Annotated in this window: 24 protein-coding genes; 13 read left to right on the top strand and 11 right to left on the bottom strand. The window is 63.6% G+C overall.

What is annotated here, in order from left to right:
- The first annotated feature begins 63 nt into the window (after positions 1–63).
- From ACE3P0_RS00945 to ACE3P0_RS00930, 4 genes are all read left to right on the top strand, one after another.
- Positions 64–1569 carry a PLP-dependent aminotransferase family protein gene (locus tag ACE3P0_RS00945; protein ID WP_374399358.1) on the top strand — a complete coding sequence of 502 codons (1506 nt, stop codon included), beginning with the start codon at positions 64–66 and terminating at the stop codon, positions 1567–1569.
- Between the two features lie 227 nt (positions 1570–1796).
- On the top strand, positions 1797–2231 hold the full coding sequence (gene dksA / locus ACE3P0_RS00940; protein ID WP_374398921.1) for an RNA polymerase-binding protein DksA: 435 nt from the start codon (positions 1797–1799) through the stop codon (positions 2229–2231).
- 128 nt (positions 2232–2359) lie between these two features.
- Positions 2360–2785, top strand: coding sequence for a PH domain-containing protein (locus ACE3P0_RS00935; RefSeq protein ID WP_374398919.1), 426 nt, complete (start codon positions 2360–2362; stop codon positions 2783–2785).
- A gap of 53 nt (positions 2786–2838) precedes the next feature.
- The gene (locus tag ACE3P0_RS00930; protein WP_374398917.1) at positions 2839–3498 is read left to right on the top strand and encodes a DUF2238 domain-containing protein; all 660 of its coding nucleotides are present in this window, start codon (positions 2839–2841) and stop codon (positions 3496–3498) included.
- A 12-nt stretch (positions 3499–3510) separates the two neighbouring features.
- Here ACE3P0_RS00930 and ACE3P0_RS00925 read toward each other — a convergent pair whose 3' ends face one another.
- The 3 genes from ACE3P0_RS00925 to speB are packed head-to-tail and all read right to left on the bottom strand — an operon-like array spanning position 3511 to position 6125.
- Positions 3511–3873, bottom strand: coding sequence for a cupin domain-containing protein (locus tag ACE3P0_RS00925; protein WP_374398915.1), 363 nt, complete (start codon positions 3871–3873; stop codon positions 3511–3513).
- Between the two features lie 12 nt (positions 3874–3885).
- Entirely contained in the window at positions 3886–5202 is a 1317-nt protein-coding gene (locus ACE3P0_RS00920; RefSeq protein WP_374398913.1) for an NAD(P)/FAD-dependent oxidoreductase, read from the bottom strand.
- The gene (gene speB / locus ACE3P0_RS00915) at positions 5199–6125 is read right to left on the bottom strand and encodes an agmatinase (RefSeq protein WP_374398911.1); all 927 of its coding nucleotides are present in this window, start codon (positions 6123–6125) and stop codon (positions 5199–5201) included. Before speB ends, ACE3P0_RS00920 begins: the two co-directional genes overlap by 4 nt.
- A gap of 172 nt (positions 6126–6297) precedes the next feature.
- Between speB and ACE3P0_RS00910 the strand changes: the two genes are divergently transcribed.
- The 3 genes from ACE3P0_RS00910 to ACE3P0_RS00900 all read left to right on the top strand — a co-directional run bounded on the left by ACE3P0_RS00910 (position 6298) and on the right by ACE3P0_RS00900 (position 11355).
- Positions 6298–7017, top strand: a complete 720-nt coding sequence (locus tag ACE3P0_RS00910) for a type 1 glutamine amidotransferase (RefSeq protein ID WP_374398909.1) — start codon at positions 6298–6300, stop codon at positions 7015–7017.
- Positions 7018–7179: 162 nt separating this feature from the next.
- Entirely contained in the window at positions 7180–9645 is a 2466-nt protein-coding gene (locus ACE3P0_RS00905) for an EAL domain-containing protein (protein WP_374398907.1), read from the top strand.
- A gap of 87 nt (positions 9646–9732) precedes the next feature.
- On the top strand, positions 9733–11355 hold the full coding sequence (locus ACE3P0_RS00900; protein WP_374398905.1) for a peptide chain release factor 3: 1623 nt from the start codon (positions 9733–9735) through the stop codon (positions 11353–11355).
- A 53-nt stretch (positions 11356–11408) separates the two neighbouring features.
- On the opposite strand, the gene ACE3P0_RS00895 is transcribed toward ACE3P0_RS00900, so the two are convergent.
- Both ACE3P0_RS00895 and ccoG read right to left on the bottom strand, forming a co-directional pair.
- Entirely contained in the window at positions 11409–11552 is a 144-nt protein-coding gene (locus tag ACE3P0_RS00895) for a DUF3149 domain-containing protein (protein ID WP_172198609.1), read from the bottom strand.
- 28 nt (positions 11553–11580) lie between these two features.
- Positions 11581–12993 (bottom strand): cytochrome c oxidase accessory protein CcoG, encoded by a 1413-nt coding sequence (ccoG, locus tag ACE3P0_RS00890; RefSeq protein ID WP_374398903.1) that lies wholly within the window; start codon positions 12991–12993, stop codon positions 11581–11583.
- A gap of 194 nt (positions 12994–13187) precedes the next feature.
- On the opposite strand from ccoG, the gene ACE3P0_RS00885 reads away from it, so the two are divergent.
- The 5 genes from ACE3P0_RS00885 (at position 13188) to ACE3P0_RS00865 (ending at position 18528) form a co-directional block, all read left to right on the top strand.
- Entirely contained in the window at positions 13188–15692 is a 2505-nt protein-coding gene (locus ACE3P0_RS00885) for an FAD-dependent oxidoreductase (RefSeq protein ID WP_374398901.1), read from the top strand.
- A 56-nt stretch (positions 15693–15748) separates the two neighbouring features.
- On the top strand, positions 15749–16273 hold the full coding sequence (locus ACE3P0_RS00880) for a sigma-70 family RNA polymerase sigma factor (RefSeq protein WP_374398899.1): 525 nt from the start codon (positions 15749–15751) through the stop codon (positions 16271–16273).
- 102 nt (positions 16274–16375) lie between these two features.
- A complete protein-coding gene (locus ACE3P0_RS00875) occupies positions 16376–17431 on the top strand; it encodes a permease (protein ID WP_374398897.1) in 1056 nt (351 codons plus the stop codon).
- A gap of 15 nt (positions 17432–17446) precedes the next feature.
- Positions 17447–17695, top strand: coding sequence for a thioredoxin family protein (locus tag ACE3P0_RS00870; RefSeq protein WP_172198598.1), 249 nt, complete (start codon positions 17447–17449; stop codon positions 17693–17695).
- Positions 17696–17751: 56 nt separating this feature from the next.
- Positions 17752–18528, top strand: a complete 777-nt coding sequence (locus ACE3P0_RS00865; protein ID WP_374398895.1) for a ferredoxin--NADP reductase — start codon at positions 17752–17754, stop codon at positions 18526–18528.
- 14 nt (positions 18529–18542) lie between these two features.
- On the opposite strand, the gene ACE3P0_RS00860 is transcribed toward ACE3P0_RS00865, so the two are convergent.
- The 5 genes from ACE3P0_RS00860 to ACE3P0_RS00840 all read right to left on the bottom strand — a co-directional run bounded on the left by ACE3P0_RS00860 (position 18543) and on the right by ACE3P0_RS00840 (position 23903).
- Positions 18543–19865, bottom strand: a complete 1323-nt coding sequence (locus ACE3P0_RS00860; RefSeq protein ID WP_374398893.1) for a methyl-accepting chemotaxis protein — start codon at positions 19863–19865, stop codon at positions 18543–18545.
- A gap of 274 nt (positions 19866–20139) precedes the next feature.
- Positions 20140–20922 (bottom strand): phosphate ABC transporter ATP-binding protein PstB, encoded by a 783-nt coding sequence (pstB, locus tag ACE3P0_RS00855; protein ID WP_172198591.1) that lies wholly within the window; start codon positions 20920–20922, stop codon positions 20140–20142.
- Positions 20923–20960: 38 nt separating this feature from the next.
- Positions 20961–21884, bottom strand: coding sequence for a phosphate ABC transporter permease PstA (pstA, locus tag ACE3P0_RS00850; RefSeq protein WP_172198588.1), 924 nt, complete (start codon positions 21882–21884; stop codon positions 20961–20963).
- 13 nt (positions 21885–21897) lie between these two features.
- The gene (gene pstC / locus ACE3P0_RS00845) at positions 21898–22815 is read right to left on the bottom strand and encodes a phosphate ABC transporter permease subunit PstC (protein WP_374399356.1); all 918 of its coding nucleotides are present in this window, start codon (positions 22813–22815) and stop codon (positions 21898–21900) included.
- Between the two features lie 107 nt (positions 22816–22922).
- Positions 22923–23903, bottom strand: a complete 981-nt coding sequence (locus ACE3P0_RS00840; protein WP_374399354.1) for a PstS family phosphate ABC transporter substrate-binding protein — start codon at positions 23901–23903, stop codon at positions 22923–22925.
- A 259-nt stretch (positions 23904–24162) separates the two neighbouring features.
- Here ACE3P0_RS00840 and ACE3P0_RS00835 point away from each other — a divergent pair, with 259 nt between their 5' ends.
- The gene (locus ACE3P0_RS00835; RefSeq protein WP_374398890.1) at positions 24163–25113 is read left to right on the top strand and encodes a DUF808 domain-containing protein; all 951 of its coding nucleotides are present in this window, start codon (positions 24163–24165) and stop codon (positions 25111–25113) included.
- A gap of 41 nt (positions 25114–25154) precedes the next feature.
- Here ACE3P0_RS00835 and ACE3P0_RS00830 read toward each other — a convergent pair whose 3' ends face one another.
- The gene (locus ACE3P0_RS00830) at positions 25155–25802 is read right to left on the bottom strand and encodes a DsbA family oxidoreductase (protein ID WP_374398889.1); all 648 of its coding nucleotides are present in this window, start codon (positions 25800–25802) and stop codon (positions 25155–25157) included.
- Positions 25803–25849: the final 47 nt, after the last annotated feature.

Here is a 25849-nt window from a genome sequence, read left to right as displayed (position 1 = left end):
TTTGTCGTTTTCGATGGTGCCACCGTGAGCTCTCTGCCGATTGCCGATTTAATCCTGGCCGAAATGGACCAGAGCGCCCGCGCAGGAAACGTGCCGCGTCATCGTCGTTTGTACGAGGCGATTCGCAGCGCGATCCTCTCCCGCCGCCTTCCCGTCGGCAGCAAGTTGCCGTCAACGCGAGATCTAGCAAGGGATTTAGGGCTTTCCAGAAATACCGTTGTGACCGCTTTCGAGCAATTACTCGCCGAAGGCTATGTCAGCTCCCGTACCGGCAGCGGCACTTTCGTGGCAGATACCTTGCCCGAACCGGCAACCGAAGAATTGGCACCGGAGCGACAATCGAAAAATTCGCATCACAATGGTGCCATTGCACCGCAACATGCACCACAAGAAGGCACCACTGTCACAGCGACCTTGTCGGTGCGTGGGCAACGCGTTGCGGACCACGCTTCCGGCCACCGCTACGAAATCCAGCCCTTCGTGCCGGGCGACGACGACTTTTCGGTGTTCCCGATCAAGCTCTGGCAGCGTCTGCAGAACAAGTACTGGCGTGAGGCGCGGCCGGAACTGCTGGACTACGGCCAGAACGGCGGCTACCTGCCACTGCGACGCGCGATCGCCGATTACCTGCGGGTATCGCGCTCGGTGCGCGTGACCGTAGATCAGGTATTGATCACCGGCGGCACGCAGCACTCACTGGATCTGTGCGCGCAACTACTGGCCGACGCCGGCGACACCGCATGGGTTGAAGACCCCTGCTACTGGGGCGCACAGCGGGTGTTCGAATCACGCGATCTGGATCTGCACCCGGTTCGGGTGGACGACGAGGGCATGAACCCCACGGCCGAGGATCAGCACAAGCCACCACGCCTGATTTACCTGACGCCCTCGCACCAGTATCCGAAGAGCGTGGTGATGAGCCTTGCGCGCCGACGCCTGCTGCTCGACATCGCCGCGCGCACCGGCGCGTGGATCCTTGAAGATGATTACGACAGCGAGTTCCGCTACACCGGGCGTCCACTGTCCTCGCTGCAGGGGCTCGATACACACGACCGTGTCGTGTACATGGGCACCTTCTCGAAGATCCTCTACCCCGGTATCAAGGTCGGCTACATGGTGGTGCCACCTGCGCTGGTGGCCCCGTTCCGCAGTGCGCTCTACGACCTGCAACGGCCCGGCCAGATGATGCAGCAAGCCGCGCTGGCGGACTTTCTTGAGCAGGGCCACTTCGCCACCCATGTACGACGCATCCGGCAGCTTTACGGCCAACGCCGTGAATTGCTGCAACGCACGCTCAAGCCGATCCTGGGCAACGCTGCCACGCTCTCCAAAGAGGACTCGGGCCTGCATCTGGTGATCCAGTTGCCGCCTGGCACCGACGACGAGCGACTTGCCGAGGAGGCTGCGGAACAAGGCCTGCATGTGCGGGCGCTATCCACTTACTATCTCGGCGCCGAAAAGGAACGCGGCCTTGTCGTCGGCTACGCCTATGTACCCACCGACAAGATCGCCTATTACGGGCGCCTGCTCGGCAACGTCGTGAAAGCGGCTTCGGCAGTCCGGCGTTAGGCAGTACAAGCCATCGCCGGCATTTGACGCGCCACAGATACATCACACATGGGTACGGATAAGGTAATCATGCAACACACACCGCACGCCGGAACACGCTTGTGGTGTATGGTGCCAAGACGCGGCGAGACAAACATTGCAGCAATAGCCAAGCGCCACCGAATCAGCCGGATTGCGGCCCCGAAACGGGCCGGTTTCCGGAACAAAGCGCCAACAGGAGGAAAACCATGAACGAAACCCTCGACGCCCCGCGCACGCTACCGACTCAGGAAGAGATGCTCGCCGCACCGGAGGACGACTACATGTCGCCGCGGCAACTGGCCTTCTTCCGCGCGCGCCTCATCCAGGAACGCGATGCGCTGCTCGCATCGGCCAAGGACACCACGACTCACCTGCGTGACAACGAGGCGACACCTGATCCGTCGGACCGCGCCTCGGTTGAAGAAGATCACACGCTGGAACTACGCGTACGCGATCGCGAGCGCAAGTTGCTGCACAAGATCGACGAAGCGATCCAGCGCATCGATAACGGTGAATATGGCTGGTGTGAAGAAACCGGCGAACCGATCGGCGTAGCACGCCTGATCGCCCGCCCGACCGCCACCTTCAGTGTCGAAGCGCAAGAGCGCTACGAAACCCGCCGCAAGATGCGCGGCGGCTGAAACACCCAAGGCAGGGCACGCCCACAGTGCCCTGCCTTGGATAAAGGCTGTCGCCCACGGCGGCGTGCCTGCTTGACCAACCCAGCGTGCCACGCGCAGGGCTTCCCCTTCTCTGCGACACCAAACCCATGACCCGCTACATCAACGATGCCCTCACCCCGGGCGAACACGTCGTTCACATTGGCCGCATCAGCCTGTGGTCGCAAACCGGCACCATCCTGCTCGGACTGCTGCTGTTGCCGGCGTTCGGCGTCGGCCTGATCTTCTGGGTCGTCGCGTGGGTGCGCAGCCGCTCTACCGAACTCGCCATCACCAACAAGCGTGTCATTGCCAAGTTCGGCTTCATCAGCCGGCGCACCATCGAGATCAACCTTTCGAAGGTTGAGAGCATTCAGGTGGATCAGAGCGTGCTCGGACGCATGCTCAACTTCGGCTCTCTGGTCATTTCAGGCGCTGGCGTAGCCCAAGCGCCGATTCTGCACATCGCGGACCCGATGCGTTTCCGGCAGATGTTCATGCAGGCGCAGGAACACATCAACAACAGCGAGAGTTAGTCCACCGCACCGCGTGTCGCCAGCCGCGAAGCGCACCTCCCTTCCACTCCGAAATGCCTCTGATCCCGTCGAAAAGGACTGCCACGGCGCTGATGCTCGCCGTGTTTTGTGCCACATGGATTCATCCGATCTGGCCCGCCGAGCAAGCGCTACATTGTTCGCTGACCCTAGCTGGCCTCGCCTTTCTTTGGCGACATGTAAAGCGTAACGGCGCGAGCGACCGAGACTACTGCCTGATCGCGCTGTTCATTGCGGTGCACTCCATCGCCGCACGCTGGCTATATTCGAACGTGCCCTACGACCAGTGGCTTACAACCGCCTTTGGCGTGTCGCTTGAGCACAGTTTGGGCTGGACGAGGAACAACTTCGACCGTCTCGTACACTTTCTGTACGGCTTCTGCCTAACACCCGCGATCATGAGCCATGCCCGAAAGCAATTGGCTACAAACGCAAAGCGCTCCTTCGTCGTGGCGATCAGCGCCATCATGATTACCAGCCTCTGGTATGAATGGTTCGAATGGCTGGTTGCTGCCACGCTATCGGCACAGGATGCCGAGTCCTACAACGGCCAACAGGGCGACATGTGGGATGCACACAAAGACATGCTGGCCGCAACACTCGGTAGCCTTGCATGGTCAATTCCAGCCTTGCGCAGCCGTGCCCGCATCCAAGCGGCGCCTCCAGCCGCGGCTTCTGGTGGCCGCGTCACATGAGTGCTGCGCAGCTCAGGGCAAGCGGCAGATAACGTAGTGCTTGCGGCAATAGCTCAGCGTCTCCCACACGCCACGGAAGCCTGCTTCGATCACGAAGGCATCGCCGGCACGGAACTCCCGTACCGGCCCGGCGTCGTCGGTCAGGCGAACATGGCCTTCGAGGATCTGGCAGAACTCATACTCATCCGGGTCATAGCTCACGCGCCAGCTTCCGGGTTCGCAACGCCACTCACCAGCAAGCAGGCGGTCACCCGCAGCGGCGTAGTGATTGATTGCACTTTGCTGCGGATTGCCGCTCAGCACCCGCTCCGGCGCAGGCGCAAAGGCTTCTGGTTCGGCGCTGCTCTCGCCAAACGCGATCAGTTTGGCTGCCATCTCGCCTCCTCGTCAGAGCAGGTCACGCAGGCGATACCAGGCCATGCCCAGCACCAGGGCCGGCGTGCGCAATAGCGCGCCCCCCGGGAACGGCAAATGGCGCAGGCGCGCATAAATATCGAAACGCCCGGCCTGCCCTGCGATGGCCTCGGCCACCAGACGCCCCGCCATGCCGGTCAGAGACAGACCGTGGCCCGAGAAGCCCTGCAGGTAGTAGATGTTGGGCGTGAGGCGGCCGAAGTCCGGTGCGCGATTCATCGAGATGTCGACAAAACCGCCCCAGGCGTAATCCACCTTCACCCCCTCGCCAAGCTGCGGGAAGGTCTTGAGCATGCGCTGCTTCATGCCGGCAGCGAGGTTGGGCGGCGTCATGCCGCTGTAGCTCACGCGCCCGCCGAAGATCACGCGGTAGTCCGGCGACACCCGGAAGTAGTCGAGCACGAAGTTAGAGTCGCATACCGCAGCGCGCTCGCGAATCAACGAATCCGCCAGTTCGGGCTTGAGCGGTTCGGACGCCACCACGTAGGTCCCGACCGGCATGATTCGCGGCTGCAGTTCCGGCACCAACCCACCCAGATAGGAGTTACCGGCCAGCACGACAAAACGCGCCCGCACCTGCCCGGTCGCAGTCTTCAGCAGCGGCCGCTCGCCGCGCTCGATCGCGACGACGCGGCTATTCTCGTGAATCTGCACGCCCAGACTCGCGGCGGCGCGCGCCAGACCCCTGCAGTACTTGAGCGGATGCAGATGGCCCGACAGCGTGTCATGCAAGCCGGAATGAAAGCGCGGACTGGCAATGTGCTCGCCAATTTCGCTGCGCCCAACCCAGCGCCAGTACGGGTGCTTGTAGAAGTGGGTCACATGTTCAAACCACTCGTGCAGCGCGCGCGCCTTGCGTTCGTTCACCGCAAGGTACTTGTAGCCCGGCACGAAGTCGCAATCGATCTTGAACTCCGCAATCCGCTCGCGGATCAGGTTCAAGCCCTCCACGGTCACCGCCCAAGCTTGCCGCGCAGCATCGTCGCCGAGCTGATTTTCGATCGGTGCGTCCGATGCGTGGCCGACGATCGCCTGGCCACCATTGCGCCCCGACGCGCCCCAACCCACCTGTTCCGCCTCAAGCACGGTGACGCTGAAACCGCGCCGCGCCAGTTCGATCGAGGCGGACAAGCCAGCAAAGCCGCCCCCCACCACGCACACATCGCACTCGGACGACCCCGCCAGCGCCGGCCACGGCCCTGCTGCCGGTGCGCTGGCGAGGTAGTAGGAATTCGAAGTCAGCGAGCGCTCGCGCGGATCATCGGAGAGTCTCTGGTTCAGCGTTTTCATCGGGCTTGCCCTGAGAGCCAGGTCCACAGGAAGGTGGAAGCGGCGTTGGTGGTGAGTTCAGAAACGTCGTACGGCGGCGCGACTTCGACACAGTCCATGCCCACCCAGGGCAAATCGGACGTCTCTTCGAGAATCGTCAGCACCTGAGCCGAAGTCATGCCACCCGGCTCCGGCGTACCGGTGCCGGGCGCGAAGGCGGGGTCGAGGCAGTCGATATCGAGCGACAGGTAGAGCGGCGGATTGCCGGCAGCGGCAACACGCCGACGGATTTCGTCGATCACGAAAGCCAGCTGCGACGGGCTTTCGGCGCCGCGCAGCTCGCGCGCGGTGAACACCCGACCACCCACCGTGTTCACATACTCACGTGCCGCGTGCTGACCCGAGGAGCGGATGCCGATCTGCACCGTTGCTTCAGGGATCACCAACCCTTCCTGCAAGGCCTCGTAGGTCCAGGTGCCGTGACCGGAGGGCTCACCGAAATGATCCGTCCAGGTATCGCAGTGCGCATCGAAATGCACCAGTGCCAGCGGCCGCCCGAGCACCTTGCGGTAGGCGCGCAACAGCGGCAGCGTGATCGAATGGTCACCTCCGATCCACGCCATGCGATGCGCGGCAATCAAGGCCTCCGCTTGCGGCTGCAGCGCCGCGCGCATGGTCTCAAGACTGGTGTTGGGCAGCATCAGATCGCCCGCGTCACAGACCTGCCCGTGCGGCGTGCGGTTGAACACCGGATGCTCCGCATCGCACAGCATCTGGCTCGCGCGCCGGATCGCTGAGGGGCCAAAACGCGCACCTGGCCGATTCGTCACCGAACCATCCCACGCGACACCGGCCACGCAGAACGGCCGATCCGGGGCCTGTTGTCGGGTAGGCGCCAGCAAGAAGGTGCTGGCGGAAAGGTACGGAAAGGCGTGATCGCTCATCAAACCTCCAGGGCGCGAAGTCAAACCGACGACTCGGCACCACAATGATGCCGACGCACCAAATTGGCACTCTTGACATCGTCGTTTTAGTGTTGCGATAGTACCATTTGAAAATCCAGGCCGGTAGCCCGTCTAGCCGCGCACAATCGTCCTCGCAAGGTTTCAAATACCCATGGCCCGCTTGCCCATCGCAGTCATTCAGAACGTGCCCAACGATGGCCCCGGCCACTTCGCGGATTGGGCCGATCGCCACAACCACACGCTGCAGATCATCCGGATCTGGGCTGGCGATGCAGTTCCGGAACAGGTAGCGGGCTTTGCCGGCCTCTGCGTGCTCGGCGGTCCGATGAGCGTGAACGATCCGCTCCCCCACCTGCGCGCGACCGAGCACCTGATCCGCGCCGCGATGGCCGCTGACGTGCCGGTTCTCGGCCACTGCCTCGGCGGGCAGCTGCTCGCCAGCGCGTGCGGAGCAACGATCCGGCGCGCCCCGCACGCCGAAATCGGCTGGGTCGATATCGCGACGCATCCCGCGACCAACGCGAACACCTGGTTTGGCGCCGAGCGCTTCCCGATCTTCCAGTGGCACGGCGACAGCTTCGATCTTCCAGCCGGCGCGCAACTGCTTGCGAGCAGCGAACACTGCCACCATCAGGCTTTCAGCGTCGGCTCGCTGCATCTGGCGATGCAATTTCATTGCGAGATCACCGCCGACAAGATCACGGACTGGACCACCAGCACCGAGGGCCGTGCCGAAATCTCGGCAAGTCAATCGCCAGGTGTCCAGTCCGTCGCCGACATCCACTCACGGACACCTGGCCTGCTGCCACAGAGCCAGCGTGCGGCCGACGCGATCTACCAGCGCTGGGCGCGCGGTTTGCGCGGCACCTGAAAGGTGACACCCGGCCCTCAAGGTTTTCCGCGGCGCGCCGATAACGCTCGAATCAGCTTGGCTTTTGGTAGCCAAAGTCAACGATAGCCTGCAAGGTACACGGATACGACGCGGGGCCGGGAAGCTTGCCCGGCCGCCGAACAGAGGCTGGAGCGCCCAAGCATGAATGACGATCGCTTCGCTGCGCTCGCAGCGGGGCTGGACCTGGTGATGTGGGAAGCGGACCTGCCGGGAAGGCGGTTCCGCTTCGTCTCGCCCTACGCGGAAACCCTGCTGGGTTACGCGAAGGATGAGTGGTACACGCCTGGATTCTGGCAGGCCCATCTGCATCAGGACGATCGCGGCTTCGCGCTGGCGTTCGATGCGGCACACGCGGCCGAGAGCGACCGTTACGAGATCGAATACCGCATGGTGCACGCCGGCGGCCATGCGGTGTTCGTCCGCGACCTGGTCGTTGTGCGCTTCGATGAGGATGGCAACGCGATCGGCCTTTCCGGCGTGATGATCGACGTCACCAGCGATCGCGCGCTGAACCATGCCCTGACCGACAGCGAGCATCGCTTCCGCGCGGTCATGGAGCAGGTGCCGAACATCTCCGTCCAGGGCTACGACCCGCAACGCCGCGTGGTGTTCTGGAACAGCGCGAGCGAACGCCTGTACGGCTACAGCGCGAGCGAAGTGCGTGGGCGCTTGCTGGAAGAGCTGATCATCCCCGAACCGATGCGTGACGAGGTGGTGCGACTGCACACGCACTGGTTGCGCACCGGAGAACCAATTCCGGCCGGCGAGCTCGATCTGCAGCGCAAGGACGGCTCGCTGGTATCGGTGTTCTCAAGCCACGTCATGACGCACAACCGCTATGGCGAGCCGGAGATGTACTGCATCGATGTCGACCTGACCGACATCAAGCGGGCCGAAGCAGCCTTGCGTGACAGCGAGGCGCGGTTCCGCCTGACCGTTGAAAATGCGCCAGTCGGCATCGCGATACTCGCGCTCGATGGCCGAATCCTTCAGGTCAATCCGCGTTTCTGCGCCATCACCGGCTACGGCGCGGTCGACTTGTTGGCCACCAGCTTCGCCGCACTGACCGAGAACGGCGCGCGAGACGCCTATCGCACCGAAGTGGAAGCGTGCCTGAGCGGCGCACAACAGTCTTTCAGCCTCGAGGCACGGCTGCAGCACAAGTACGGCCACGAGCTGTGGGTCAGCGCCACCGTGTCGATGATGCGCAACACAAGCGGCGCGCCGGAACAATTGATCTGCGCGATCGAGGATGTCACCGAACAGCGCGCCAGCAAGGCCCGCTTTGAATGGCTTGCACACCACGACCCGCTGACGGACCTGCCCAACCGCACGCTGCTGCGCGACCGACTGCAACAAGCGATGGCGCGTGCGCTGCGTGCCGGCAAGCGGGCCGCGCTGATGTTCCTCGACCTCGATCGCTTCAAGAACATCAACGATTCGCTTGGCCACGCCCTCGGCGACCAGGTACTGCGCGCGGTCGCGGCGCGTTTGCGCACTTGCGTGCGCGACACCGACACCGTGGCGCGGCTCGGCGGCGACGAGTTCCTCATCGTCCTTGAGTGCGTGGAGAACGAGCAGGATGTCGGCATCGTTGCGCGCAAGATCGTCGACAAGCTTTCACTGCCGCTCGACGTGCAGGCGCAAACCTTGTCCACCGGCGCCAGCATCGGCATCGCGCTTTACCCGGAAGACGGCGTCGACGTCGACTCCCTGCTGAAGAACGCCGACTCGGCGATGTACCACGCCAAGGACTCGGGCCGTAACGCATTCCGCTTCTTCACCGAAGCCATGAACCTTTCGGCCATCGATCGCCTGCGCATGGAAAACGCGCTGCGCCAGGCGCTCGAGTTCGGCGAACTCTCACTGCACTATCAACCACAGGTCGAGCTGACGACAACGCGCTTGCTGGGTGTGGAAGCCCTGCTCCGCTGGAACAACCCGGTCCTGGGCAACGTCTCGCCGGCACGTTTCATCCCGGTGGCGGAAGAAAGCGGCCTGATCGTGCCGATCGGCGAGTGGGTGCTCGGCGAAGCCTGCGCGCAGGCAAGGCGCTGGCGCGACGAAGGCATCGACACACTCACCGTCGCGGTAAATATCTCGGCGCTGCAATTCCGCCGCACCGACATTGTTGGCAAGGTGCGTGCCGCGCTGGACCGCCATGGCATCCCGCCAGGCATGCTCGAACTTGAATTGACCGAATCGCTCTTGATGCACAACGCCGAGGAGGTTTTGCGCACGATGAACGACCTGAAGGCGCTGGGCGTGAAGCTCTCGATCGACGACTTCGGCACCGGCTATTCGAGCCTCTCCTACCTCAAGCGTTTCCCGGTTGACCGGCTGAAGATCGACCGCAGCTTCGTCAATGACGTGGCGGACGATCCGGACGATGCGGCAATCGTCCGTGCAATCGTGCAGCTCGGGCGCAGCCTGAAGCTCGACGTGATCGCCGAAGGGGTCGAGACGCCCTCGCAACTGGACTTCCTGACGATGGAAGGCTGCCACTCCGCACAGGGCTTCTATTTCGCTCGCCCGATGCCCGTGGGCGAGGTTTCCACACTGTTGCACGCGGGCATCGTCGCCGGCGGCACGCAACACGCTGCCTGAAGCCGAGCGCCACGGTCAGCTTACGTGCGATAATTCAACGCCTTACGTCATCTCACGGGCGCCACGCGCCCGCCTGCGGGTTCAAAAATGTCCGACGTTTCCCCGATCGAGCGCGAAGTCGCCCGACGCCGCACCTTTGCCATCATCTCCCACCCTGATGCGGGTAAGACCACGCTGACGGAAAAGCTGCTGCTGTTCGCAGGCGCGATCCACATCGCCGGCAGCGTGAAGGCACGCAAAGCCAGCCGCCACGCGACCTCGGACTGGATGGAGATCGAAAAGCAGCGCGGCATCTCGGTCGCATCGTCGGTGATGCAGATGGAGTACCGCGACTGCGTCATCAACCTGCTCGACACCCCGGGCCACCAGGACTTCTCGGAAGACACCTACCGCGTGCTGACCGCCGTGGATGCGGCGCTGATGGTGATCGACGGCGCCAACGGCGTGGAATCGCAGACGCTGCGCCTGCTCGAGGTCTGCCGCGCGCGCAACACGCCGATCATCACCTTCATCAACAAGTTCGACCGCGAAGTGCAGGAACCGCTGTCGCTGATCGACGAGATCGAGCGCACGCTGGGCATGCCGGCCGTGCCCTTCACCTGGCCGGTCGGCATGGGCAAGGGCTTCGCCGGCGTGTTCGACATGCCGAAGAACCGCATGCGGGTGTTCCGCGCCGGCGAAGAGCGCGTGTCGGGCGAGGAAGAATCCATCGACGGCCGCGACAACCCGGAAATCGCCGCCCGCTTCGACACCCGCTGGGAACATGCCCAGCACGATATCGAACTGGTCGAAATGGCCGCGCCCGCCTTCGATCGCGAGGCCTTCCTCGCCGGCAAGCAGACGCCCGTGTTCTTCGGCTCGGCGATCAACAACTTCGGCGTGCAGGAAGTGCTCGACGCGCTGGTCGACATGGCACCGCCCCCGGGCGACCGTACTGCGATCCAGCGCTATGTGCATGTCGACGAGCCGAAATTCTCCGGCGTGGTGTTCAAGATCCAGGCCAACATGGACCCGGCGCACCGCGACCGCGTCGCTTTCGTGCGCATCTGCTCCGGCCGTTTCGACCGCGGCATGAAGCTCAAGATCTCGCGCAACGGCAAGGAACTGCGCACCAACAACGTGGTGAGCTTCCTGTCGCAAAGCCGCGAGATCGTGGACGAGGCCTTCCCCGGCGACATCATCGGCATCCCGAACCACGGCCTGCTGCAACTGGGCGACACGCTGACCGAAGGGGAAGTGCTGCAATTTACCGGCCTGCCTTTCTTCGCACCGGAACTGTTCCAGACGGTCGAAGTGAAAGACCCGCTGCGCACCAAACAACTGCGCACAGGCCTTGCACAGCTGGGCGAAGAAGGCGCGATCCAGGTCTTCCGCCCGCACGCCGGCACCATGATCCTGCTTGGCGCGGTCGGCACGCTGCAGTTCGAAGTGGTGCAGCACCGCCTTAAGACCGAGTACGGTGTTGAGGCGCGCCTGGGCAGCACCAACTACCGCCTCGCGCGCTGGGTCACCTGCGAAGACCCGAACATCCTCAAGCGCTTCATTGACGCCAACGCGCACCGCATCGCCTACGACGTAGTCGATGCGCCGACCTTCCTCGCCAGCCACAGCGCCGAGCTGCAGGTGGCCGGCGAACGCTACCCGGAGGTCAAGTTCCACGCGCTGCGCGAGCACGCGGGGCTGGTCTTCCAGTCACGCATGGGCGGCTGATCTTCACCCGCGCTCAGAAAGAAACGGAGGCCGAGGCCTCCGTTTTTATTTGGTCAATGAGAGTGCAGGTGCTCTTCCTCGTCCTTCATGTGCTTGCGGGCGAAGTGCCAGATGTAGCCGCCCATGCCCAGTACGAAGACGATGGTGAAGAGGCTGAGCAAGCCGATGTCGCTGCCAAACAGGATTTCGAGTGCCATGGTGAATCCCCCGTCAGAAGGTGCAGCCTCAGGGCATCATGAAGCTGGCCTTTTCGCTCAATCGCGCGGCCTCGGCCCCATCGCTGCGGATGTCGAAAACAATCTTGTGCGAACCCTTGGGAGCCGAATCCGCCGGCACCCGTACATGAATCGTGTAAGCCTTGTTGCCGGCGGCGGGCAGTTCGAAATCGGGCGCCTCGACCAGACCGATACCGTCCAGCCCGGACACGCCAACATGAATGCGCCGCGGCATCTCGGCCATGTTCATCATCTGCAGGGTGTAGATGTTCTCGATCAGCCCACCTTCCACCTCGCGCGACAGCGTGGTGCGGTCGCGGATCACGTCAACACGCAGCGTTTCACGGTGCGCGAGTGACCAGCCACCCGCTGCGATGATCGCCAGCAACACCGACGAGTAGATCAGCACGCGCGGCCGGACGATATGGCGTAGCACGTCGCGCATACCCCAGTGCTGCTTCATCGCATTTTCGGTGGTGTAGCGGATCAGGCCGCGTGGCGAGCCCACCTTGTCCATCACCTGATCGCAAGCGTCGATGCAGGCGGCACAGCCGATGCACTCGTATTGCAAGCCATCGCGGATATCGATGCCGGTCGGGCAAACCTGCACACAGATGCCGCAGTCCACACAGTCGCCCAGTTTCTGCTCGGTGTTCTTGCGCTTCGCGCCACGCGGCTCGCCCCGCTCCGGGTCGTAGGTGATGACCAGCGTGTCCGGGTCGAACATCACGCCCTGGAAGCGGGCGTAAGGGCACATGTACTTGCACACCTGCTCGCGCATCACCCCGGCCATCAGGTAAGTGAAGGTCGAGTAGAAGGCGATCCAGAACATTTCCCAGCCGCCCAGGCCGAAAGGAATGCTCGGGATCAGCTCGCGGATCGGCGAGAAGTAGCCGACGAAGGTGATGCCGGTCCACACAGCCAGCAGCCCCCAGGCGCCGAACTTGGCCGCCTTGGTGGCGTACTTCGCGACGCTGGGCGCCGCGTTGTCCAGCTTCATCCGCTTGGCGCGGTCGCCTTCGATCTTGCGTTCGATCCAGAGGAAGAGCTCGGTGTAGACCGTCTGCGGGCACGCATAGCCGCACCACAACCGTCCCGCCACCGCAGTGAAGAGGAAGAGCGAGTAAGCACAGATGATCAGCAGCACGGTCAGGTAGAACACGTCCTGCGGCCAGAACACCCAACCGAACAGGTAGAACTTGCGCTCGGTGAGGTGGAACAGGACAGCCTGGCGGCCGTTCCACGGCACCCATGCCAGGCCGTAGAACAAGAGCTGCGTGAACCAGACCATCGCCCAACGCCAGCGGGCGAAGATGCCGCTCACTGCACGCGGATAGACCTTGCGGCGCACCTCATACAGCGCGACTTCGTCGGCAGCCTTGGCGGGTTTGACGTGAAGCGAGACGGGCTTGGTTTCGGACATGAGCGCGGGCTGAAATCGATTGACTTGACGATTTTTGCGGTCCGGGCAGCTGCCGATGTTGACATAGCCCAATAGCTATAAAGCTTTCTGGAAATTCTATCGGCCATGTCGCACCGAGCCGACACAAGTGCTCTAGAATCCGTTTAATCGCTTTATAGTTATGTAAAGCTAACGCTCAGCAGGAGATCCCCCCAATGAAGATCGTCATCATCGGAGGCGTCGCCGGTGGCGCCACCGCCGCCGCCCGCATTCGCCGCAACGACGAGTCCGCCCAGATCGTGATGGTCGAGCGCGGCCCCTACATCAGCTTCGCCAACTGCGGCCTGCCCTATCACCTCTCCGGCGCGATCGCGGAGCGCGAGCAGTTGCTGGTGACTTCCGAAGAGGCTTTTGAGGCGCGCTACCGCGTCGATGTACGTAGCCGCACCGAGGCGATCGCGATCGATCGCGCCGCGAAAACCGTGCGCCTGCGCAATCTGGCAACCGGCGAGGAATACGACGAAGCCTACGACCGACTGCTGCTCTCCCCCGGCGCCGAACCGGTACGGCCCAAGCTGCCGGGCATCGAATCGAAACGGGTATTCGGGCTGCGCAACATCCCGGACCTCGACCGCATCATGGAGCACATCAAGACCGAGCAACCCCGCCGTGCCGTGGTGATCGGCGGTGGCTTCATCGGCATTGAGGTCGCGGAGAACTTCCATGAGCGTGGCCAGTTCACCACGCTGGTCGAGGGTGCGGACCAGATCCTCGCGCCGCTCGATTACGAAATGGCCGCGATCGTGCATGCCCACATGCGCGACAAGAACGTCGAGCTCTACCTCGCCGACAAGATCGAGCGCTTCGAGGACAAGGCGGACCACACCGTCGTCTACCTGCAAAGCGGCAAGCGCCTGCAGGCCGACGTTGTGGTGCTGGCAATCGGCGTGCGGCCGGAAACCACGCTGGCGCGCGCTGCGGGGCTGGCGATCGGCGCCACCGGCGGCATCAAGGTGAACGAGTACCTGCAGACCTCCGACGACGCGATCTACGCCGTGGGCGACGCGATCGAGGTGACGCAGACACTCAACGGCCGCGAAGCGCTGATCCCGCTCGCTGGCCCGGCAAACCGCCAGGGCCGCATGGCGGCGGACAACATGGTGCATGGCAACCGCCGTGCCTACCGCGGCACGCTCGGCACTGCGATTCTCAAGGCCTTCGACCTCGCCGCCGCCTCCACTGGTCTCAACGAAAAACAGCTCCTCGCCGCCGGCCTCGATTACCGCACCAGCATCACCCACGGCGGCTCGCACGCGAGCTACTACCCGGGCGCCAAGCAGATCAGCTTGAAACTGCTCTACGCACCGGACGGCAAGATCCTCGGCGCGCAGGCGGTGGGCGCGGACGGTGCCGACAAGCGCATCGACGTGATCGCCACCGCGATCCACGCCGGCATGACGGTGGACGACCTGAGCGAGCTGGAACTCGCCTACGCGCCACCTTTCGGCTCCGCCAAGGACCCGGTGAACATTGCCGGCTACGTCGCCGCCAACGTGCTCAACGGCTCGCATGAAATGCTCGACTGGCGCGCCCTGCAGGCGATTGACCCGGCCGCCGTGCAGCTGATCGACGTGCGCACCGCCGAGGAGTTCGAACTCGGCACGATCCGCGGCGCACGGCACATCGACGTCAACACCCTGCGCGAGCATCTGGCAGATCTCGACCCGGCCAAGCCGACCATCGTGTTCTGCCAGATCGGCCTGCGCGGCTATCTCGCCTACCGCATCCTCAAGCAGGCGGGCTTCGCCAACGTGCGCAACCTCTCCGGCGGCTACAAGACCTACGCCTGGGCGATCGACAAGCAATCGAACCCGGACATCTTCGACTACGAGGACATCAAGCGCCGCGACCCGGACGAGATCGAAGCCGAGCGCGGTGGCCGCTGCGCGATCGTCGCGAACGCCGGCAACCGCCACACGCTCAACGCAGTCGGCCTGCAGTGCCCCGGCCCGATCATGAAGACTTACCGCGCGGTCGATGCGATGAACGAGGGCGAGCTGCTGGAGGTCACCGCCTCCGACCCCGCCTTCGGCCGCGACATCCGCGCCTGGGCGAAGAAGACCGGCAACGACGTGCTCTCGGTCGAGACCGAGAAGGGCCTCGTGACGGTGCAGATCCGCAAGGGCAAATCCGCCCCCGCCCTGCCCGCCGCCTGCGCCGCCTGCGCCGCCCAGCTGCTGCCGGCGCGCGACAAGACCACGCTGGTGGTGTTCAGCGGCGACCTCGACAAGGTCATGGCCAGCCTCATCATCGCCAACGGCGCGCTGGCGATGGGCAAGCCGGTCTCGGTGTTCTTCACCTTCTGGGGGCTCAACGTGCTGCGTCGCGCCGATGCGCAAGCGATGTCGAAGGGATTCATGGACGCGATGTTCGGCGCGATGATGCCGGCCGGCACCGACAAGCTGAACTCGATCTCGAAGATGAACTTCGCCGGCATGGGCGCCAAGCTGATCCGCAGCGTGATGCGCCAGAAAGGCGTTGAAACCCCGACCGCGCTGCTCAAGAGCCTGGTCGAGGGCGGCGCGCAGCTGATCGCCTGCAACATGTCGATGGACGTGATGGGCATCCGCAAGGAAGAGCTGATCGACGGCGTCGAGCTGGGCGGCGTCGCCGCCTTCCTAGGCGAAGCGGCAGAGTCGGGTACCACCCTGTTCATCTGACGCAAGCGCATACTGGTCGAGCGCGGCACCAAGCCGCGTTCGACCGTGCCGACCGTATGGAAGCGCTGACCACCCTCTGGCATACCCACGAGCGCGCGCTGCGCCGCTGGCTGCTGCACCACACCGGCGACCCGGCGCTCGCCGACGATCTGCTGCAGGACGTGTTCCTTCGCGTGATGCGGCATCAGGCCTCGCTCGGAGGCCTCCGCAACGAGCGCGCCTGGTTGTTCGAGGTGGCCCGCAACCGGCTCACCGATCATTTCCGCCACGCCCGTCCCGCCGCCTCATTGCCCGAGGACCTTCCAGCGGAAGAGACCGCTCCCGCACCCGTGGACAGTCTCGCCCGCTGCCTGCCGAGGGTGCTCGCCGAGCTGAGCGCGGAGGATCGCGACGTGATCGAGCGCTGCGATCTCGGTGGCCTGCCGCAACAGGCCTACGCAGATGCGTTGGGGATCACGCTGGCGGCGGCGAAGTCGCGCGTGCAACGCGCCCGCAAGCGCCTGCGTGCGCAGTTGGCCACCGCCTGCCAGGTGCGCTTCGACGACAGCGGCAGGGTGTGCTGCTTCGTGCCGCGCGACTGAACACGCGCAACGCCGAAAACCTGCATACGCGGCTGCATCCTTTTGCGTGAAACCGCGTCTTCCAGATGAGCGGATCGTTCCGCCCGCAATTTGGAGCCTCGCATGGCGGTGTCTTCCCCCTCTCGCCCGGTCGCCGACCGCACGCTAAGACGCTGGCTGCTCGCCCTCACGCTGCTGGTGCCACTGTGGGTGTTGGCCTACGGGCAGCTTGTCGCGATGGCCGATGCCGCGCTGGCCTTGACCGGCCTGACGCGCCAGACGGCACTCGGGGAGGCCCTGCACTTCTTCTTCTACGACACGCCCAAGGTGCTGTTGCTGCTGACCGGCATCGTGTTCGTAATGGGCGTGGTGCAGACCTTCTTCGCGCCGGAGCGCACCCGTGCCCTGCTCTCCGGGCGCCGCGCGGGTGTCGGCAATATCATGGCGGCGACGCTGGGCATCGTCACACCGTTTTGCTCCTGCTCCGCAGTGCCGCTCTTCATCGGCTTCCTGTCAGCCGGCATCCCGCTCGGCGTCACCTTCTCGTTCCTGGTTTCGGCGCCCATGGTCAACGAAGTCGCGCTGGTGCTGCTGTTCGGGATGTTCGGGTGGAAGGTGGCGGCGCTCTACCTCGTGCTGGGACTCGTCGTCGCCATTGGCGCGGGCCTGGTGATCGGGCGCCTGCGCATGGAGGCGCATCTCGAGGATTGGGTGCGCCCGATCATCGAAGGCGGCGCCATCAATACACCGGACGCAAACCCCGCCTGGGCCGAGCGCCTCGACGCGGGGCGAAACCACGTTCGGGAAATCGTCGGCAAGGTCTGGCCCTATGTGGTGGCAGGCATTGCGCTCGGCGCGGGCATCCACGGCTATGTGCCGGAAGACTTCATGGCCGGCATCATGGGCCGCGACGCGTGGTGGTCGGTACCGGTCGCAGTCGCGCTGGGCGTGCCGATGTACACCAACGCGGCCGGCATCATCCCGATCGTGGAAGCCCTGATCGGCAAGGGCGCGGCGCTGGGCACCGTGCTGGCTTTCATGATGAGCGTGATTGCGCTGTCCGCCCCCGAGATGATCATCCTGCGCAAGGTACTCAAGCCTCGGCTGATTGCCACCTTCGTAGGCGTTGTCGCTGCCGGCATCCTGCTGGTCGGCTACGTTTTCAACCTCGTACTCTGAATCCGGAGGGAACTCATGAAACAGGTCAAGGTGCTCGGTAGCGGCTGCGCCAACTGCCGCAATACGGTGCAGATCGTAGAATCAGTCGCACAGCAGCGCGGCGTGGAAATCGCGCTGGAGAAGGTCGAAGACATGCAGAAGATCATGGCTTACGGGGTCATGCGGACGCCCGCCGTGGTGATCGACGGCAAGGTCGTACACGCTGGCGGCGTGCCGGCCCCGGCAACGGTAGCTCAATGGTTCGAGAGCCCGGCAGGCGGCTGAAGCGCGGCTGGAACCTTTTCCGAGTAATTTAATCAACTATTCGGGAGGTTCAAGCCATGGCTTCTGACAACAGCCGTTTCACCCGCGAGACGATTACCCATCTACGCGATTGGAGTGCCCGCCAACGCAGCTTGCGCATCACGCGCCCACGCGGCTACCGCTTCACGCCGGGGCAATTTGCACGCGTCGGCATCCAGCGCGCCGATGGCGGCTTTGTGTGGCGCGCGCTATCGATGTGCTCGGCGGCGTGGGACGACGAACTTGAGTTCCTCGTCGTCCACATCGAGAACGGCCCGTTCTCGAACGAACTCTGGCCGCTCACACCGGGCAGCAGCTTGTTGCTCGACGCGACCCCGCAGGGTTTTCTGACGATCGACCGCTTCGCGGACGGCAGCGACCTGTGGTTGCTCTCAACCGGCACAGGCCTCGCCCCTTTCGTCTCTATCCTTCGCGACCCCACGACATGGCAACGCTTCGATCACATCGTGGCGGTGCACTGCGTGCGCGAGTCCTCCGAACTGGCCTACCGTGATGCGTTGGAGCCCGCGGCCGATCACCCGCTGTTTGAGGATCGCCGGGCCCGCTTTACCTATGTGCCCGTCGTCACCCAAGAGGCCGGCTACACGGGCCTGCGCGAACGCATTCCGGCGCTGCTCGCATCGGGTGCGCTCGAATCGGCCGCGAGCCTAGCGCTTACGCCGGAGCGCTCACGTTTCATGGTCTGCGGCGGCCCGGCGATGGTCGAAGACACGCACCGACAACTGATGCGGATGGGCTACCGACTCAGCCGCCTGCGTGCGCCCGCGCATATCGCGCTGGAGAACGGCTGGTAAGGCTGCGTGGTCGCTCAGTCGCCGACGTTGGCCGACAGATCCTGAACCACCTCGACCACCTTGCGCGCTCCGGCATGAATCTGGTTAATCGCGTCGCCAGCATCGTTAGCCAGCCGTACGCCCTCAGCCACGTTGCTCAGGCTCAAGGCCATGCTATCGATCACCGTGCGCGTCTCGGTCTGGATCTCCCCGATCATGTGCGAGATCTCGCCGGTCGACTTCGCCGTGCGCTCGGCAAGCTTGCGAACCTCGTCCGCTACCACAGCGAACCCGCGGCCAGTCTCGCCCGCCCTGGCAGCCTCAATCGCCGCATTGAGCGCAAGCAGATTGGTCTGGTCCGCGATTTCCTTGATGGTGTTCACGATCGAAGTGATCTGGCTGGTCTTCGCTCCCAGCCCCTCCACCTGCCCCGACGAAGCACCGACCTGATTGGAGAGGCTGTGCATCTGTTCGACCGTTTTCAGAATCACCGACTGCCCGTGCGTTGACAGCGCCTCGGCCTCGAGCGAAATCTGATACGCCGTCCGCGCGCTCTGTTGCTCAGCCTGCGCGCGCAGCACTCGCTGCGTGACGTCGGTCGCAAATTTCACCACGCGATACGGTTTACCGCGCTCGTCGACAACTGGGTTGTAGGTAGCTTCCAGCCACACGCTCTCGCCACCGCAGGTCATCCGTTCGACCAGCCCGCTGAAATAGCGCCCAGCGTTCAGCGACGCCCAAAATTGCTGATACTCGCCGCTGGTGGCGTAACCCGGCATGCAGAAGATGCGGTGGTGCTGCCCCACCAAGTCATCGTGTGCATAGCCCATCAGTGACAGAAAAGGCGCATTCGCCTCGACGATGAAGCCCTGCAGGTCGAACTCGATCACCGCCATCGACCGGTTCAGCGCATCGAGCAGCGCACGCGTGCGCTCGGCCTCAGTCACCCGCGCAGTGATGTCAGTGGCAATCTTGATCACGCGGCTCACGTTGCCATCGCTCGCATGCACCGGGAAGTAGGTTGCCTCAAGCCATACCGGCCCGCCATCCTTGCGGGCGCGGCGAACTTTTCCGCTGAACGACTCGCCCGCGCGCAGACGCGCCCAGAAATCGCGGTATTCGCTGCTCTCGGCGTAACGCGCCTCGCAGAAGACGCGGTGATGGCAGCCAGCCAGTTCGTCGGGCGAATAGCCCATCGTTGCGCAGAAGATCGGATTCGCTTCACGGATCGTTCCATCGGCACTGAACTCGATCACCGCCATCGTGCGATGCAGCGCCGCGAAAACCTCCTTCAGGGGTGCCAACTCGCCCTTGAGTACATCAAGTTCGCGTTTCAGCGCGCGCGTTTGTCCGAACATGGGAGTTCCTCGATTGAATTGCGAAAGCTTTGCGGCGCCACCGATGGGCGCACAGCGATCAGCGACCTCGCGCGATGCGCACTGCGGAAACGCGGTGTGGCGCGAGCCAGTGCCCGCGCGGGAGTGATCCGGGCTGCCGTATCTACAACGCGCCCAAGTGCATTAACGGCAACTGGGCGTCGATCTGGAGTCGCAAAAGAAAACGCGGCCAGTCGGCCGCGTTGCATTTTGCGCGGACAACCCGCTCGGATTGCCCTGCTGTGCGATGGAGCGATCAGCCGAAACGCCCGGTGATGTAGTCCTCGGTGGCCTTCTTCTTCGGGCGCATGAAGACATCGTCGGTCACGCCGTACTCGATCAACTCACCGAGGTACATGTAGGCGGTGTAGTCCGACACACGGGCGGCCTGCTGCATGTTGTGCGTGACGATCAGGATCGTCACGCGCTCGCGCAGCTCGGTCACCAGTTCTTCGATGTTCGCGGTCGCGATCGGATCGAGTGCCGAGGTCGGCTCATCAAACAACAGCAGTTCGGGGTCGGTCGCAAGACAGCGCGCAATGCAGAGGCGCTGCTGCTGGCCGCCGGACAGTGCGGTCGCCGGCGCATGCAGGCGATCCTTCACCTCGTTCCACAACGAGGCGCCGCGAAGCGCGTTCTCAACCTTGTCGTCGAGCACGCTGCGGCTGCTCTCGCCGCGCACCTTCAGGCCGTAGGCGACGTTCTCGTAGATCGACTTCGGAAACGGGTTCGGCTTCTGGAACACCATGCCGATGCGCATCCGCACCTCGATCGGGTCGACCTTCGGGTCGAGGATGTTGGTGTTGTCCGGGTGCAGCACGATCGACCCCTGATAGCGGTTACCCGGGTAGAGATCATGCATGCGGTTGAAAGACCGCAGCAGCGTCGATTTGCCGCAGCCGGAAGGCCCGATCAGCGCGGTGACGCGCTTTTCCACCACCGGCAGGTTGATCGACTTCAGCGCGTGGAACGCACCGTAGTAGAAGTTGAAATCGCGGGTTTCAGCCTTGGTCGGCAGCGTCTGGTTGGTCGTCGTCATGAAAGTATCTTTGTTCGTTCGCGATATCGGTTTGCGGCTTACCAGGAGATCGACTTGCGCAGGCGGTAGCGCAGCCAGATCGCAACGCCGTTCATCATCAGCGTCATGAATACGAGGATCAGGCCGGCGGCCGCAGCGTTCTGCTGGAACGCCTCTTCCGGACGCGAAGTCCAGTTGAACATCTGGATCGGCATCACCGTGAAGCCGGACCACAGCCAGTCAAAGCTGACGAAGGGCGCGGTCGTTGAGATCGGCATCGGCGGCAGGAAGGCGATGAAAGTCAGCGCACCAATCGTGATGATCGGCGCGGTTTCGCCAATCGCGCGGGACATGCCGATGATGACGCCCGTCATGATGCCCGGCGTCGAGTACGGCACCAGATGATCACGCACCACCTGCCAGCGCGTGGCACCCACGCCGTAGGCGCCTTCGCGGATATGGATCGGGATCGAGCGCAGCGCTTCACGCGTCGCCACGATCACGACCGGCAGGATCAACAGACCCAGCGTCAGGCCCGCCGAGAGGATCGACTGGCCGAAGCCGAAGGCATACACGAACACGCCCAGCGCCAGCAGGCCATACACGATCGACGGCACACCGGCGAGGTTCGAAACGTTGATCTCGATGATGTCGGTGATCAGGTTCTTCGGCGCGTACTCCTCAAGGTACACCCCGGCGGCCACACCCAGCGGCACGGCCGACACCGCCGTTACCAGCATCACCAGCAGCGAACCCACCCAGGCGGAGAGGATGCCCGCGTTGGCGGCGCGGCGCGACGGGAAGTTCATGAAGAAGTCCGGATTCAGGCGCTCCCAGCCGTTGTAGGCCATCTGCGCAAACAGCGTGACGAAGGCCATCACGCCGATCAGCAGTGCAACAAATCCAGCCACCGCAAAGATGATGTCCAGGCGGCGGTTTGATCGAATGGTGCCGCGGATCGCGGCGAGTTCTTTTTGATTCATGGTCGGATCCGGATCAATAGGCTTCGCGGTAGCGGCGGCGGATGACGTGGCCGAGAATGTTGAAGAACAAGGTCATCAGCATCAGGCTCAGGCCGGCAGCGAAGATCGACTGATAGCCAACGGAGCCGTGCGGCAGATCACCCATTGCAACCTGCACGATGTAGGCCGAGATCGTCTGCGCGGGCTCGGCCGGGTTCATCGTGAAGTTCGGCTGCATACCCGCAGCGACCGCGACGATCATCGTCTCGCCGACCGCGCGCGAAATACCCAGGATGTAGGCCGACAGCACGCCGGAGATCGCCGCCGGCAGCACCACGCGCACGGCGGTCTGGAAGCGGGTGCTGCCCATCGCATAGGCGCCTTCGCGCAGGCTCATCGGCACCGCGCGCATCGCGTCTTCCGACAGCGAGCTGATGTAAGGTACGATCGCCACGCCCATCACCAGGCCGGCTGCCAGCATTGAAAAGCCCGGCAGCGAAGGGAAGAAATACTGCAGCACCGGTGACACCACCGTCAGCGCGAAATAGCCGTAAACAATCGTCGGCACGCCGCCGAGCAGTTCGAGGAAGGGCTTCACGACCTCGCGTACGCGCGGTGAGGCGAATTCGGACAGATAGATCGCGATGATCGTGCCGAGCGGGATCGCAACGCTGAGCGCAACCAGCGAGGTGGTCAGCGTACCCATCAAGAGCGGCAGAATGCCGTAACGCGGCTCGGAGAACAGCGGCGTCCACATCGTGTCGGTCAGGAAGGTCCAGATCGGCACATGCTCGAAGAAGTGGTAGGACTCCGACACCAGCACCCAGATGATGCCTAGCGTCGTCAGGACCGAGATCGACGCAGCGGCAAACAGCACCGCTTCAATCGCGCGTTCCTTGAGGTTACGGACCACTTTCCGGGAAAGTCGGTCACTGACGGTTGTCACGTCCATTGATTCAATGCCCTGCGACAAGGTGTGGGATGCGCTCACCAGCGGCCTCCGCGAAATGAAAACAGCCCGGGCAGAGGAACTGCCCGGGCAGATCGATCCGGGCAGGATCAGAGCTTGGCTTCGCGCGACATCAACTCTTCGATCGTCGCACCTACGTCAGCCTCGCCACCGAACACGGTGCCCAGCTTCTTCTTCGCGATGTGCTCGAGGTTGGCAGTGTAGGCCTTGGCCGGCAGCGGCACGTACTTGACTTCCGAGGTCAGCGCAGCCGCATTCTTCATGTAGAACTCGACGAACTGGCGAACTTCCGGCTTCTCAAGCGATTTTTCATTCACGTAGATGAAGATCGGGCGCGACAGCGGGCTGTAGGAACCATCGATCACCGCCTGCTCCGACGGCAGCACCGCCTTGCCCTTCGGGTTGACGATCGCAACTGCCTTGAGCTTGTTCTTGTTCTCGACATAGTAGGCATAGCCGAAGTAGCCGATCGCGCCGGCGTCACGTGCCACACCCTGCACCAACACGTTGTCGTCTTCCGACGCGGTGTAGTCACCACGCGAGGCCTTGGACTTGCCGTTCACCGCCTCGGTGAAATAGTCGAAAGTGCCCGAATCCGAACCCGGCCCGAACAGCTTCAGGTTCGCGTCGCCGAAGGAAGCGTCGACCTGGTTCCACTTCGTAACCTTGCCCTGCGCGGCCGGCTCCCACATCGTCTTGAGCTGCGCAACGGTCAGCTGGCTGACCTTGCTCTTCGGGTTGACCACCACGGTCAGCGCATCGAACGCGACCGGCAGTTCGTAGTACTTGATACCGGCCTTCGCGCAATCATCCATTTCCTTCTTCAGGATCGGGCGCGAAGCGTCGGAGATGTCGGTCTCGCCACGGCAGAACTTCTTGAAGCCACCACCGGTACCAGAGATACCGACGGTAACCTTGACTGCACCCTTGGTCGACTTCTGAAAGTCTTCCGCAACAGCTTCGGTGATCGGATACACGGTGCTCGAACCGTCGATCTTGACGATCGCATCGGCGTGCGCGGCGGAGGCGAACAGGGCAAAGCAGGCGGCGGCAAGAACAGTCTTGTGCATCGAACGCATGGAATTCTCCAGAGGGTTTGCATCAGTGTCCGGGGCCCTTGTACGGCTTACCGGACTCAACGTTGCGAAGGATGCGACACAAATGTGACAGCAATATGAAACGTCACATTTCTCGTTCTACGCCCGGCCGTTCGCGCCGCAGTCGCCGCGCAAGGGCCTCGCAATGCAGCCTGCGCGGGCAACGAAGGGTGCGTGGCGGCGCATTTTCTGTTTTCATGACGGCCCTACTCGTCTCTCAGGAACCCCAAAGATGGCCGGCGCCAGCCTCCTCACCCTTCTCGACGACATCGCTTCGGTCCTCGACGACGTTGCCGCCATGACCAAGGTCGCTGCCCGCAAGACTGCAGGCGTGCTCGGTGACGACCTGGCGCTCAATGCCGAGCAGGTGTCCGGGGTGCGCGCCGAACGAGAGCTCCCGGTGGTGTGGGCGGTGGCGAAGGGCTCGTTCCGCAACAAGCTGATCCTGGTGCCCACCGCGTTGGCGCTGTCCGCCCTGCTGCCCTGGGCGATCACGCCCCTGCTGATGGTCGGCGGCGCCTACCTGTGTTTTGAAGGCTTCGAGAAGCTCGCACACAAGTATCTGCACAGCGCGGACGAAGACGCGGCTGCGCACGCCGCCGAAGCAGCCGCCCTCGACAACAAAGCAGTCGATATCGTGGCCTTCGAGAAGGAAAAGGTCGCCGGCGCCATCCGCACCGACTTCATCCTGTCAGCCGAAATCATCGTCATCGCGCTGGGCACGGTGCAGGACGCCGCGTTTACCTCGCAGATCGCCGTCGTCGCCGGCATCGCGGTGATCATGACCATTGGCGTGTATGGCCTTGTCGCGGGCATCGTGAAACTCGACGACGCGGGTTTCTACCTGATGAAACATGCGGCTGAAACCGCCTGGGGTAAGGCCCAGCGTGGTATCGGCAGCGTGCTGCTCAGCGCCGCCCCTAACCTGATGAAGGCGCTCGCGGTCGTAGGCACGATCGCGATGTTTCTCGTCGGTGGCGGCATCCTGGCGCATGGCGTGCCAGCCTTGCACCACGCGATCGAAAACGCTGCGGGCCTCGCCGCCGCTGTGCCGGCGATCGGTAGCACGCTAGCCGCGCTGGCACCGACGCTGCTCAACGCACTCGTCGGCGTGTTCGCAGGCGCGCTTGTCCTGGCGGGCGTCAGCCTGGTTTCGGCGGTCCCAGCGCGCTTCAAGAAGTAAGCGGCGGCGCGACAGCGCACACCGCTTTCAGGTGCGGCGGATCAGGCCTGCGCGGCGATCTGCCGTAGCGCCTGCGCGAAGATCTCGGGCGGCTGACCGCCCTGGATCAGATGCCGGTCGTTGATGATCACGGCGGGCACCGAGTTGATACCGGCGTTCAGGTACTTCGCTTCGGCAGCCCGCACCTCGGCACCGAACTCGTCGGACACGAGAATCGCCCGCGCACGGGCTCCGTCCAGCCCAACCTCATTCGCAGCAGCAAGCAGTACCTCGTGCGACGACGGGTTCTCGCCCTCGGTGAAGTAACGCCGGAACAGCACCTCCTTCAGCGCAAGCTGCCGCCCTTCGAGTTCTGCCCAGTGCAGCAGGCGATGCGCGTCGAAGGTGTTGTAAATGCCGGCACGCTTGCCCATCGCGAAGTCGAAACCCAGCTGGGCGCCGCGTTCGCGGATCGTTTCCTGCACCCGGTCGAGCTGCTCGTCAGTCGAGCCGTACTTGCGGCGCAGATGGGCGCGGATCTCTTCGCCTTCCGGTGCCATGTCGGGGTTCAGCTCGAAGGGCTGAAAGTGCAGCGATGCCGCGACCTCGCCACCCAGTTCCGCCAGCGCCTGCTTGAGCGAATAGAGCCCGATCGCGCACCAGGGGCAGGAAACGTCGGAGACGAAGTCGATTTTCAGCGTGCTTGGCATGATTGCGGTCTTTGAAAATGGATACAGGTCAGAGCACGAAACGCGGC

Source organism: Niveibacterium sp., from assembly GCF_041909475.1.
Lineage (GTDB): Bacteria > Pseudomonadota > Gammaproteobacteria > Burkholderiales > Rhodocyclaceae > Niveibacterium.
This window is presented reverse-complemented; position numbering and strand designations above follow the sequence as displayed.

Excerpts from the sequence above, each read along its gene's own strand:
- ACE3P0_RS00945 (WP_374399358.1), top strand. The coding sequence starts at position 64 with ATGGACCAGAGCGCCCGCGCAGGAAACGTGCCGCGTCATCGTCGTTTG.
- dksA (WP_374398921.1), top strand. The coding sequence starts at position 1,797 with ATGAACGAAACCCTCGACGCCCCGCGCACGCTACCGACTCAGGAAGAG.
- ACE3P0_RS00935 (WP_374398919.1), top strand. The coding sequence starts at position 2,360 with ATGACCCGCTACATCAACGATGCCCTCACCCCGGGCGAACACGTCGTT.
- ACE3P0_RS00930 (WP_374398917.1), top strand. The coding sequence starts at position 2,839 with ATGCCTCTGATCCCGTCGAAAAGGACTGCCACGGCGCTGATGCTCGCC.
- ACE3P0_RS00925 (WP_374398915.1), bottom strand. The coding sequence starts at position 3,873 with ATGGCAGCCAAACTGATCGCGTTTGGCGAGAGCAGCGCCGAACCAGAA.
- ACE3P0_RS00920 (WP_374398913.1), bottom strand. The coding sequence starts at position 5,202 with ATGAAAACGCTGAACCAGAGACTCTCCGATGATCCGCGCGAGCGCTCG.
- speB (WP_374398911.1), bottom strand. The coding sequence starts at position 6,125 with ATGAGCGATCACGCCTTTCCGTACCTTTCCGCCAGCACCTTCTTGCTG.
- ACE3P0_RS00910 (WP_374398909.1), top strand. The coding sequence starts at position 6,298 with ATGGCCCGCTTGCCCATCGCAGTCATTCAGAACGTGCCCAACGATGGC.
- ACE3P0_RS00905 (WP_374398907.1), top strand. The coding sequence starts at position 7,180 with ATGAATGACGATCGCTTCGCTGCGCTCGCAGCGGGGCTGGACCTGGTG.
- ACE3P0_RS00900 (WP_374398905.1), top strand. The coding sequence starts at position 9,733 with ATGTCCGACGTTTCCCCGATCGAGCGCGAAGTCGCCCGACGCCGCACC.
- ACE3P0_RS00895 (WP_172198609.1), bottom strand. The coding sequence starts at position 11,552 with ATGGCACTCGAAATCCTGTTTGGCAGCGACATCGGCTTGCTCAGCCTC.
- ccoG (WP_374398903.1), bottom strand. The coding sequence starts at position 12,993 with ATGTCCGAAACCAAGCCCGTCTCGCTTCACGTCAAACCCGCCAAGGCT.
- ACE3P0_RS00885 (WP_374398901.1), top strand. The coding sequence starts at position 13,188 with ATGAAGATCGTCATCATCGGAGGCGTCGCCGGTGGCGCCACCGCCGCC.
- ACE3P0_RS00880 (WP_374398899.1), top strand. The coding sequence starts at position 15,749 with ATGGAAGCGCTGACCACCCTCTGGCATACCCACGAGCGCGCGCTGCGC.
- ACE3P0_RS00875 (WP_374398897.1), top strand. The coding sequence starts at position 16,376 with ATGGCGGTGTCTTCCCCCTCTCGCCCGGTCGCCGACCGCACGCTAAGA.
- ACE3P0_RS00870 (WP_172198598.1), top strand. The coding sequence starts at position 17,447 with ATGAAACAGGTCAAGGTGCTCGGTAGCGGCTGCGCCAACTGCCGCAAT.
- ACE3P0_RS00865 (WP_374398895.1), top strand. The coding sequence starts at position 17,752 with ATGGCTTCTGACAACAGCCGTTTCACCCGCGAGACGATTACCCATCTA.
- ACE3P0_RS00860 (WP_374398893.1), bottom strand. The coding sequence starts at position 19,865 with ATGTTCGGACAAACGCGCGCGCTGAAACGCGAACTTGATGTACTCAAG.
- pstB (WP_172198591.1), bottom strand. The coding sequence starts at position 20,922 with ATGACGACGACCAACCAGACGCTGCCGACCAAGGCTGAAACCCGCGAT.
- pstA (WP_172198588.1), bottom strand. The coding sequence starts at position 21,884 with ATGAATCAAAAAGAACTCGCCGCGATCCGCGGCACCATTCGATCAAAC.
- pstC (WP_374399356.1), bottom strand. The coding sequence starts at position 22,815 with ATGGACGTGACAACCGTCAGTGACCGACTTTCCCGGAAAGTGGTCCGT.
- ACE3P0_RS00840 (WP_374399354.1), bottom strand. The coding sequence starts at position 23,903 with ATGCACAAGACTGTTCTTGCCGCCGCCTGCTTTGCCCTGTTCGCCTCC.
- ACE3P0_RS00835 (WP_374398890.1), top strand. The coding sequence starts at position 24,163 with ATGGCCGGCGCCAGCCTCCTCACCCTTCTCGACGACATCGCTTCGGTC.
- ACE3P0_RS00830 (WP_374398889.1), bottom strand. The coding sequence starts at position 25,802 with ATGCCAAGCACGCTGAAAATCGACTTCGTCTCCGACGTTTCCTGCCCC.